Below are 9,138 nucleotides of genomic sequence, written 5' to 3'. Positions count from 1 at the left end.
GGTTCCGCGTGCCAGCGCGGTTGCCACGTCCCCACTCTGCGCGGTTGACGTGGTTCCGGTTCCGGCATTTCGACCCGCACTCCGATTTCCCAGCGGCAGCCTATCCGTTTCCCCTGGCGAATCTTGGGCCAGGCCACCAGAAAAAACCGATACATGGTTCCATTTTCCGGAAACGGCCTGTGCATGATAAACCGGAACCGTAACGGTTCTTTTTCCCGGTCCATCCAAAGCGGCATTTGCACCTCATAGACCGGATGACCGTTTTTTTCATCTACAAGAGCGGTTGTTACCAGTACGGTATTCCCTTTTTTCTGGCTATGCTCGATGACCTCTTTCCAGGTTTTCTGCTCGGCTTTGGTATGAAACACCCCGAAAATAACGCCTTTATCTCCTGTTTCCTTGCGTTCTTCCAGCGTTTTTAAGGGTTTTGTCTTTTTGCGTCTGGCCATGACTCTGCGCTGCTCGGTCTGTAACCAGCGAATTGGATCCTGGCGATTCGGTGTCCACAAGTCCGCGAGGCTTTTATAAACATGATTGCGGGCTTCGACGATTTCATCCAGCCGTGCCGCACTCTCGAACTCATAAAACACCCGCTGCGCCTCTTGCAGAGCGACTTCTTCGTCCGGGCAAACAATCCACGCTTTGTACTTGTATGTTCTGTGCATCCAAAAATCTCGATTCTCGGTTTTCGTTTCTCTTCTGATCGTAACACACTATAACCACAAGTCCCTACCTGCCTATCCATACTTTTTGTCCACCCACTTATCTCCGGAACTGTTCCGAACATCCTGTCCGGATTCTTTAATTTATTATTTCTCAAAAGGAGATAGGCCATGAACACCATAGATTTAGGCGCAGCATTCGGTATACAAGAACTGGCGGGCAAGCCATTCCCCGCAAAAAGGGCTAGTGATCGTACTCCGGCCCCGGTCTTTGAATACATTTTCCGTGTGGATTCGTTACGGAAAATGCTGGCCTGGGCATCAGGAAATATAACCACCAGTCTGTATCTTTCCGGCCCAGCCGGAGCAGGGAAAACGAGTCTGCCTGAACAGATGGCCGCTCGTCTTGGGCATGGCTGTACTACGTTGTCATGCAACTCCAGAACCGAAAAAGCTGATATTGTTGGCTATATCGGCCTGGAAGACGGCAAAACGGCTTTTATTGAAGGTCCACTGGTTCGCGCCATGCGCGAGGGCGAGTGGATTGTTTTTGATGAGGGCGACGCACTTCCCCCGTCAGTGACCATCACCCTGAACCGGGTTCTGGAAGGCAGTCCACTCGCTATCCCTGAAACGGGTGCGGTGATTCATCCGCATCCTGATTTCCGAATCGCCTTCACGGGAAACACCCGTGGTCGTGGCGACACAACCGGGCAGTTTCGGTCCAGAAACGTCCAGGATGCTGCAGTTTTGGATAGATTCCTCTTTGTGGAAGTGGATTATCCCACTTCACAAGAGGAATTGAACATCATTGCTGGTAAGTGTCCTAACCTGCCGGAAGATGTGGCTGCCATTCTGGTGCAACTGGCTGGAGAAACGCGCAACGCGCACATGGCCGGGGAGCTTTCGGCTCCGATTTCTACTCGCGGATTAGTTCGTATTGCATCCATTCTGGAAGCCGGTGTATTTGCCAAACTGGGTGATGCAAATCTTTGGGAGAGCATTGCCTTCGGCTTTGCCGACGGTCTTGGCCCTGACGAAAGTGAGGGCGTCAAAAAAATACTGGAAACCCTCATAAATCCAGCGCCTTGATCTGTCTTTCTCCCCACCCCTACGCCTTGGCTTAGGGGTTTTTCTTTGTCATCCCCCCTCACACTGCGCTTCCATACTTTTTGTCCACCCACTTATTTGCGGCACTACTCAATATAGGAGACATATTATGTTATGGGACGACGAGTTCTTGGAGGAGCTTGTCCATGTCGCCATCAATGGCGAGGTGGGCAAGGTTTTTAACAATTCCCCGGTGGTGTTTCAGGGGGCACAACTTCCATGGAGGTCTGGTGATCATTTTGATTACCAGGTTTCTTTTAAGGAGCCTATTGGGGAGATCGGTATGGTCTTTCACCTGCTCCATCGGGCAGGGATCACCATATTGAAAATTCCCGTCAGGTATCTTCATGGGGTTGAGTGTCTCGATATGCTGGAGGACGATTTTAATCGTCCAGCCGCGTAATAAGGTAATAAGCTGGAACTCAGCTTGTTATCACGACACCACCCTCACCCCACAGCTTCGGCTTTGGGGTTTTTCTTTGCCTACTTGCCACCAAGAATCGAGATCACATCTTCCGGCTGTCCGGCAAACTGAACTTCTGGGAAGTCGATCAGGTCATTCTCCAGATCGTTCCAGATCACATCGAACGCTTCCATGGCTCGAATGTTCTCTTGCGAAGGCCGCCAATAAATAACGGATTCGGGCATGTCTATACAGTGCTTCAGTGTTTCGATCATCCTCTCAGGAATACAGTCGATATAAATGTTTGGCGTAATCTTTGGCGGATACGCCATCTGGTCCATTGCCAGGATACTGGATACGGGCGGTTCCTGGGGCCAGAGCGTTGCTCTCTTTTTGTCGCCAAAGTGACCGCTCAATCCGGAAGTTAGCAACACTAGATCCCAGTATTCTGCGGCATTCTGGCGGATAGGTAGCGAGATCATGGTTCGCAAATCCTCATAATCCAGCAGATCACTTCGCAACGCCTGCATAAAGCTGTACAGCCAAGGTGCTGTCTGCCACCCTTTCCCGTCCCAGAGGATGAGTGTACCCACGGGGTTGATCAGCAGATCGGGCAGCATCCACTCTCGTCGCGTACTGAAGTATTGCGCTGCGCGTGACATCCGCTTGTGATTCCGGTTTTCCCAGTTTTCTTCCGATACGCCCATTTCTTGCCTCCGTATTTCTATCTCTGATACTCAAAGATCGCAGGATATTGGTTTTAACAGCCCCTATCGGGGCGGGTACAGGTTCCCGGCTTGCGCCGGGACCGTATCAGGCCCATACGGGCCGGTTCAGGCTCTTCGAGCCGGGTCACGCCCTAACGGGCGAGGGGCACGTCCGGGAACGTGCGGGCCGCATTCGCGGCCCTTGGTGTGCCAGTTTCCAATTTCCTGCCAGCAATCAATCCTTTTTCATTTTTCCGCCCACAAGATCAGGATTTCACGGTTACGGTGTGTCCAGTCCATGTGTGACAACCACATTGGCAAAGAAAGTGCGAACCAAAACACACTCGTTCCCCAAAGATAAACCACCAACCAGAATCTATTTGGTGTGACCATTACTGGATTGGTTACATGCAACACATAAAAAACCACCGCCAGCGACACGAAAAACCCACCCAGAAAAACGGCGACACGCAGCAGGGTAGTAAACACACCCGTATCCACCCAGAACCACCAGGGTAATCTTTCGTCACTAGATTTCTGTGATGAGGGAGCCGGATTATTCGCAAGCCACTGTGCTTTTCGCTTACGAAAGTTTAACGGTATCCCTTTTCGCCACAACAATATCATCTCTGTAATAAGTAAAAACAACAAAATCAGAACAGACAGGGACCAAAGCAAAGTAATGCCTGCAACAGACCACATAACTACTGGTCCTTTGGGTAAAAGACCCACGATAAAGACACTAAAAAATACCGTAATCGCCAACAAAAAGACCCAGGATGCCCAGGCGACTGGGGCTATCGCTTTTTGTACCCACCGATAGCCGCAGTCAGGAGAAAATGTTTCCTGATACATCTTCACAGCCCAAGTATCCATAGGTTTGCTCGGCGGTCTGGCGTTTTTCTCAAGAAGAACCAGAAGTCTGTCCCCGTCTGGAAACCAAATGAACTGCCCCATCCAAAGCACTCCTGCAAGTATAAAAAAGGGAACTATTCCATCGGTCATATATCACCCACAATGCAGGATACTTAAATATCCAAAACTTGGATCCACCCTTAATGCCTGGGCTGCACAGAACCATGGGTAGCTCCAACAATGCAGGCTTGGCTCACCGGGGGAACTATGCGAAAGAAATGTTTAGCAAATTCATTATGCGAGGCTTTCCCTATGCCACACTTAAACCCGCATCCAACCCAGGCCTGATCCTGTCCATAAACATCTTCGTTTCGCACGAAAAAACTGACCAGATTTTCGTTTTCAGGAATCCTGCAGGGATATTTCTCTTCCATTTCTACGGCAGTTTCAGCAAAAGCACGAATCAGCTTTAGAAAAAACGGATCACCCATTCCCGCCTGTGCCATAGCGTCAGGATCATTACCCACGTTCAGGAAAATAGGTGTTTCGCCTTTCGTGGGGTCCACAATATACACATCCGCAGCGGATACACCACCCACAACACCGATACGACAGGGCATAATGTTATGGGCGAGCCTGAAAACGCTCTGCATCTCTGCGTACCGAATCGTATAAACGAAGCCTCTGTACTTCGGATCCGGCTGGAACGGTATTTTGGATTCCGGTGATGCCTGATTTTCGGTTTTTTTGAAAACGCTCATGACGACTCTCCTTTAATCAGCAAGTAAGATCAGCTATATCTTTGATCAGTATATACAGCGGGAAAGTTTCCCAGGATGATTTCGAGCCACCCTGCCAATCTCCCCACATCACAAGGGCGGAAACAAAAAGCATCCACTCCACGGCCATTGCTAGAAGCAGAAGTATGAAAATGACGAGATTGTGTTCTTTAAAAGAGGGGTAACAGGCCACATGCGTCTGAATAAAATACATGATTGCCCAAGCCACTGGCAGACAAACCGCCAGCAGCTTCAGCCTATTTCTGAAAAACCGGCCACGTCCTTGCGGGTATGGCCACCACCAGATCGAAGGTGGATGCACTTCAAACACGGCAGCATCTATAGCCGGACCCAATGGACTCTGCCTGATTCTCCCGATCTCTATCAACGCCCGCTTTTTTTTGTTGGTCTGAATCCCTGACTTTTTCATCTCCCGTTTGTACGTTGTCCTTAAAGCGAAAAATGAAGCCGTCAAGACTACAGAACCCACAAGAGAAACGGTTATGACCGGTTCCGGTAGCATTATGTGCGTCAACCCAAACACCACCAAGCTCCCAAAATAAAAAAAAGTCATCAGCCCCCCTATACCAAGGGTGAAAGCCATAATTCTCCGACGCATTCTTCCAATATCCTGCATCCCATAAACGCTTGCCACATATTGTGCAGCCACCGCGTTCAGTTCTGGTTGCAACTGGCCTACTAGACCTTGCGTTCTGAAGTTTCCCAAACAGGAAGCCCAGAATCCAACGCTGGGACCATCCAGATAAATCGGCTTTTCGCGGATCAACACCCAATACATCCAGAAAGCCAACAGGAGTATCCATGCAGTTTCCATCAGAAACCCCTCAGCACGCCAAAAGCATCCAGGATGAATTTAGCCAGGACCAGACACGCGGGCACCAATACAACTAACCATACCCGCGATCCACCGGACTGGATGAACATTCGTCCGAACACCAATGTTGCCAGCAAGCAAATGAAAAGCCCGGCGATATAGCCCCATGTTGACCATTTCAGCAACACCCTCGCTTTAATCATGCTGCTCCTCTCCAAACCCGCACCACTTTTTCCGCGTAAGCTACGGCCTGCACATACCGGGTACCTTCCGCCACCGCCGTTGGCCCCTCGTTATAGGCCATTAAAGCCAACTGGGTATTCCCGTGGAAACGGTGCAGCATCCTCTTCAGAAACCGGACTCCGCCTTGGATATTTTGCCGGGGCTTGTATGGATTCACACTGAGCAACCTGGCCGTGACCGGCATGAGCTGCATGGGTCCAATGGCACCGGCCTGGCTGATGCGATGCGCTGATCCCGCAAAATCCCCGCCGTTCTCGACATAGAGTACGGAAGCCACGAGCTGCGGCTGCAGATGAAAGCTGCGAGCGTCGGCCACGACCTGCTGCGCGTATGGCCCTGCGAGATACGTCAGACGCTTCACCATTACCGCATGAGCCAATAGCTCTGCCCGCTTTGCCGCTTCCACCTGTGATGCCTGTTGCGCGATGGCGCAATGGGCACCGAACAGAATGGCCAAACCTAGTCCCGCGTAGGAAATCCCACCCGCGACCCCTGTGGATAAGCGGCTCATGATTCGCCCTTACCCACAATTTCTGTGGATAACCTACCGGATAAGGTCGCAAACTGATGACAGAACAAACTGATCCACAATGCCCGCAATTTAATCATCCCCATCCTGCTTGGATTCTCCACTTCCAGCGAGATCCGCTGCCGTATCCAGCGTATCCCGTTCTTCTTCCACCACATCTCCGGACTCGCGCTCTTTCTCGACCAGGCTGATGATCTTGTTCAGCTTGGCGGGCTTGATGTCCAGGTATTCAGCAATAGCTTTCACGTCTTCCTTCAGTTGTTCCTGCATCGAGGCGATGGCTGCCCGGCGGTTGATCACGTCTTCGATGGCCGTTCTGGACTTCGTATCTATCTGCATGGTGTTGCTCCTTTTGTGTCTGGGACTGCTGCACTATATTGAAAAATGTTTATGGAATCCATAAACTCTAAGTGATGGAGAAACGTAAACCGCACTACTCTCTGGCGGAGATTAAAGCGACCATCACTCATCTTGGCCTGGATGCTTTTACCGCTACTGCTTTGCGGGGAATAGATCTGATGGGCCTTACGGTTGCTGAGGGAATGGCGGTTGTATTGGGCCTGCAATCGGAAATGCTGTTTAAGAGCATGACGACCTTTGCCGATCATCGGGTATGGCAGGACGTGTACCATGCGCCCTGTCCAAACGGAAAAATGGCCTACATTAAAGTCACGCTGCGATCTGGAGCCGTCGTGATTCAGTTTAAGGAGCTTTGATATGACCGAAAAACGCTTCTGTCTGCAGTGCGATGACGGTACGGAACTGGTGCATGAGCGCAGGGACATGCACGTTTTCATTGAAGGCAGGACCGCCAATATCGCAGAGGTTTCCGGATGGCATTGCCCGGTCTGTGGAGAGTGCGAATTTGATGCGGGCGAGGCGCATCGGTATGCCGACACGCTGCAGCAATTACGCAGGGAAGTCGCACAGCGCCGGGGCGAGGAACTGCGTAATGCCAGAAAGCGCCTGCATCTTAGCCAGAAGGAAGCGGGTATCCTCTTTGGCGGTGGGGCATCTGCCTTTTCCGAATATGAGCGCGGCAAAACCCAGCCCCACAAGTCCACGGTTTTGCTGCTGAAGCTACTTGGGCAGCATCCTGAACTGTTGCAGGAAATTCGACGGGCAGAGTAGGTCATGATTTTTTCCTTCTGCTACCACTGGCTTTCTTTCCAGCTTTCTTCCCCTTTCCTGCCGGCAACGGCTCCCAGGCCTTACCAATAGCGCCGTTATCGTCCCACCAGGTACCGTGGCCCTTGCTGCAGCGGTAATAGGGATGACCATTGCGGGTTTCGTACTTCCCTGTAGGATCCTCGCACTCCGGACAGGCGGGACCATCGGTGTTGGTGTTGGCTGGTCCTGATCCGGCTTCCCCGAAAGGTTCTCCGGGATTACCGTTTTTATCGGTCAGCAAATCATGGGCGTCACGATTGGAGCAGACCCAGAAGAATGCACCGGGTTTTCTCTTGCTCTCCCGGCGCGTCACGATACCGTCGCAGCCGTCCACCGGGCAGGGCTGGGCGGTTGGATCTCCGGGCATGGCATCCAGCGTGCTTTTCAAATCCGCATAGGATTTGGAGAGCAGATCACGCGGCGGCATCTTTCCCTGGGTAATATCATCCAGGCTGTCCTCAATAAGCCGGGTGTAATCCAGACTGGAGAAATCAAAGGGCAATAACGCATCCGACACGGATTCGCCATGCTCGGTCGCATAGAGGGCCGGGGCTTTGCCCTTGCGCTTCATGTAATCGCGGGCATAGAGCACCTTGATGATGCTGGCATAGGTCGAAGGCCTGCCAACACCATGATCTTCCAGTGCCTTGATGAGCGTGGATTCCGTGTAGCGGGGCAGTGCCTTGGTTTTCTTGGCCAGCATCTCCCCCCGGTCTGCGCGGAGCTTGTCACCGACGGAGAGCTTCGGTACCGGATTGGCCGCCACTTTCTCGGATCCGGATCCCTTCCCGTCCTCTTCCGCATCCTCTTCGGATTCCTGATAGAGTGCCTGCCAGCCGGGATCCGTCAGGACTGATCCGACGGCACGGAATATCGCGGGCTTTTCCTGAAACTTCCCGCCATCCAGCGTGCAGGAAGTCTGCTGATAGATTGCGTCCGGCATCTGGCTGGCCAGTGCCCGCTTGCGAATCAGGTCGTACAGGGCTTGCTGGTTTTTATCTTCGCCGGCGTTTTCCCGATCCGATTTTGTGGGCCGGATCGCCTCATGCGCTTCCTGGGCATCACCCTTGGCTTTCCAGCGCCGGGGGGTTTCCACAACGGGTAGTCCGATTTTTTTCAGGGTTTCCCGCAGCATGGATTCCCCTTCCTCAGAGAGATTCGGGGAGTCGGTGCGGTGATAGGTGATAGCACCCGCCTCAAAGAGTGCCTGCGCTGCCTTCATGATGTCATCAACGCCAATCTTGAGGGCACGGGCACCGTCCATCTGCATGGAACTGGTCGTAAAGGGCGGCGCGGGCGATTTGCGGGTCGGTTTCGATTCCGCCTTGGATACGACAAGCGGCATCGCGGGAATGGCATCGGCAAGTGCCTGGGCAAAGGCCTTGTCCTGGAAGTATTCACCTTCCTTGGTCCCGTCCTGCCAGATCGCTCGCCATGCACCTTTTGCTCCGGGCATGTGGGCTACCACCTGATAGAAGGGCGTGGGCTTAAAGCTCTTGATGGCCCGTTCGCGCTCGACGATCAGGCGGAGTGCAGGGCTTTGCACGCGGCCTGCAGAGGCCTTGGCACCGATGGCACGGCTCAGAATCGGAGAGACTTCCCAGCCGACCATGCGATCCAGGGCACGACGGGCTTCCTGGGCTGCCACCAGGCGCATATTGACCGGCCTGGGCTTGGCCAGTGCCTTGCGGATCGCGCTTTCTGTTACTTCCTGATAGGAAATGCGTTTGGCTTCACCGGGTTTGATTTTCAACACCTGGCAGACATGCCAGGCAATGCCTTCCCCTTCACGATCCGGGTCAGTGGCGATGAATACGGTATCCGCGCTCGACGCGGCGGCGCGTA

General features: G+C 52.7%; 12 protein-coding genes and 1 pseudogene. 4 read left to right on the top strand and 9 right to left on the bottom strand.

The window, feature by feature from the left end; translation table 11 throughout:
- A pseudogene (locus tag AC2VLY_RS10870) lies at window positions 1-665 on the bottom strand (hypothetical protein); the annotation flags it as partial.
- A gap of 168 nt (window positions 666-833) precedes the next feature.
- On the opposite strand from AC2VLY_RS10870, the gene AC2VLY_RS10865 reads away from it, so the two are divergent.
- Together AC2VLY_RS10865 and AC2VLY_RS10860 are read left to right on the top strand one after the other, a co-directional pair.
- Window positions 834-1,754, top strand: coding sequence for an AAA family ATPase (locus tag AC2VLY_RS10865; protein WP_486891839.1), 921 nt, complete (start codon window positions 834-836; stop codon window positions 1,752-1,754).
- 127 nt (window positions 1,755-1,881) lie between these two features.
- Window positions 1,882-2,175, top strand: coding sequence for a hypothetical protein (locus tag AC2VLY_RS10860; protein ID WP_486891840.1), 294 nt, complete (start codon window positions 1,882-1,884; stop codon window positions 2,173-2,175).
- 80 nt (window positions 2,176-2,255) lie between these two features.
- Here the strand turns inward: AC2VLY_RS10860 and AC2VLY_RS10855 are convergent, their stop codons facing one another.
- The 7 genes from AC2VLY_RS10855 to AC2VLY_RS10825 all read right to left on the bottom strand — a co-directional run bounded on the left by AC2VLY_RS10855 (window position 2,256) and on the right by AC2VLY_RS10825 (window position 6,462).
- Window positions 2,256-2,882 (bottom strand): hypothetical protein, encoded by a 627-nt coding sequence (locus tag AC2VLY_RS10855; RefSeq protein WP_486891841.1) that lies wholly within the window; start codon window positions 2,880-2,882, stop codon window positions 2,256-2,258.
- Between the two features lie 246 nt (window positions 2,883-3,128).
- Window positions 3,129-3,839 (bottom strand): hypothetical protein, encoded by a 711-nt coding sequence (locus tag AC2VLY_RS10850; protein WP_486891842.1) that lies wholly within the window; start codon window positions 3,837-3,839, stop codon window positions 3,129-3,131.
- A gap of 98 nt (window positions 3,840-3,937) precedes the next feature.
- Window positions 3,938-4,498, bottom strand: a complete 561-nt coding sequence (locus AC2VLY_RS10845) for a hypothetical protein (RefSeq protein WP_486891843.1) — start codon at window positions 4,496-4,498, stop codon at window positions 3,938-3,940.
- A gap of 16 nt (window positions 4,499-4,514) precedes the next feature.
- Window positions 4,515-5,327 (bottom strand): hypothetical protein, encoded by an 813-nt coding sequence (locus AC2VLY_RS10840; RefSeq protein WP_486922261.1) that lies wholly within the window; start codon window positions 5,325-5,327, stop codon window positions 4,515-4,517.
- A gap of 23 nt (window positions 5,328-5,350) precedes the next feature.
- On the bottom strand, window positions 5,351-5,554 hold the full coding sequence (locus AC2VLY_RS10835) for a hypothetical protein (RefSeq protein WP_486891845.1): 204 nt from the start codon (window positions 5,552-5,554) through the stop codon (window positions 5,351-5,353).
- Window positions 5,551-6,105 (bottom strand): lytic transglycosylase domain-containing protein, encoded by a 555-nt coding sequence (locus AC2VLY_RS10830; RefSeq protein ID WP_486891846.1) that lies wholly within the window; start codon window positions 6,103-6,105, stop codon window positions 5,551-5,553. The genes AC2VLY_RS10835 and AC2VLY_RS10830 overlap by 4 nt, the downstream gene beginning before the upstream one ends.
- Window positions 6,106-6,195: 90 nt before the next feature.
- Window positions 6,196-6,462 (bottom strand): restriction endonuclease subunit S domain-containing protein, encoded by a 267-nt coding sequence (locus tag AC2VLY_RS10825; RefSeq protein ID WP_065974584.1) that lies wholly within the window; start codon window positions 6,460-6,462, stop codon window positions 6,196-6,198.
- A 74-nt stretch (window positions 6,463-6,536) separates the two neighbouring features.
- Between AC2VLY_RS10825 and AC2VLY_RS10820 the strand changes: the two genes are divergently transcribed.
- Both AC2VLY_RS10820 and AC2VLY_RS10815 read left to right on the top strand, forming a co-directional pair.
- Window positions 6,537-6,839: a type II toxin-antitoxin system MqsR family toxin gene (locus AC2VLY_RS10820; RefSeq protein WP_065974585.1), complete on the top strand. Its 303-nt coding sequence runs from the start codon at window positions 6,537-6,539 to the stop codon at window positions 6,837-6,839.
- 1 nt (window position 6,840) lies between these two features.
- Window positions 6,841-7,254 (top strand): type II toxin-antitoxin system MqsA family antitoxin, encoded by a 414-nt coding sequence (locus tag AC2VLY_RS10815; protein WP_486922260.1) that lies wholly within the window; start codon window positions 6,841-6,843, stop codon window positions 7,252-7,254.
- A 1-nt stretch (window position 7,255) separates the two neighbouring features.
- Here AC2VLY_RS10815 and AC2VLY_RS10810 read toward each other — a convergent pair.
- The coding region (locus AC2VLY_RS10810) for a type IA DNA topoisomerase (protein WP_486922259.1) at window positions 7,256-9,138 on the bottom strand (1,883 nt) is incomplete at its 5' end.

Source organism: Acidithiobacillus sp. TH-A36, from assembly GCF_057473445.1.
Note: the sequence above shows the minus strand (reverse complement) of the source record. Positions and strands in the feature narration are given on the sequence as shown.

Coding starts and splice junctions, on each gene's coding strand:
- AC2VLY_RS10865 (WP_486891839.1), top strand. CDS start 834: ATGAACACCATAGATTTAGGCGCAGCATTCGGTATACAAGAACTGGCG.
- AC2VLY_RS10860 (WP_486891840.1), top strand. CDS start 1,882: ATGTTATGGGACGACGAGTTCTTGGAGGAGCTTGTCCATGTCGCCATC.
- AC2VLY_RS10855 (WP_486891841.1), bottom strand. CDS start 2,882: ATGGGCGTATCGGAAGAAAACTGGGAAAACCGGAATCACAAGCGGATG.
- AC2VLY_RS10850 (WP_486891842.1), bottom strand. CDS start 3,839: ATGGGGCAGTTCATTTGGTTTCCAGACGGGGACAGACTTCTGGTTCTT.
- AC2VLY_RS10845 (WP_486891843.1), bottom strand. CDS start 4,498: ATGAGCGTTTTCAAAAAAACCGAAAATCAGGCATCACCGGAATCCAAA.
- AC2VLY_RS10835 (WP_486891845.1), bottom strand. CDS start 5,554: ATGATTAAAGCGAGGGTGTTGCTGAAATGGTCAACATGGGGCTATATC.
- AC2VLY_RS10830 (WP_486891846.1), bottom strand. CDS start 6,105: ATGAGCCGCTTATCCACAGGGGTCGCGGGTGGGATTTCCTACGCGGGA.
- AC2VLY_RS10825 (WP_065974584.1), bottom strand. CDS start 6,462: ATGCAGATAGATACGAAGTCCAGAACGGCCATCGAAGACGTGATCAAC.
- AC2VLY_RS10820 (WP_065974585.1), top strand. CDS start 6,537: ATGGAGAAACGTAAACCGCACTACTCTCTGGCGGAGATTAAAGCGACC.
- AC2VLY_RS10815 (WP_486922260.1), top strand. CDS start 6,841: ATGACCGAAAAACGCTTCTGTCTGCAGTGCGATGACGGTACGGAACTG.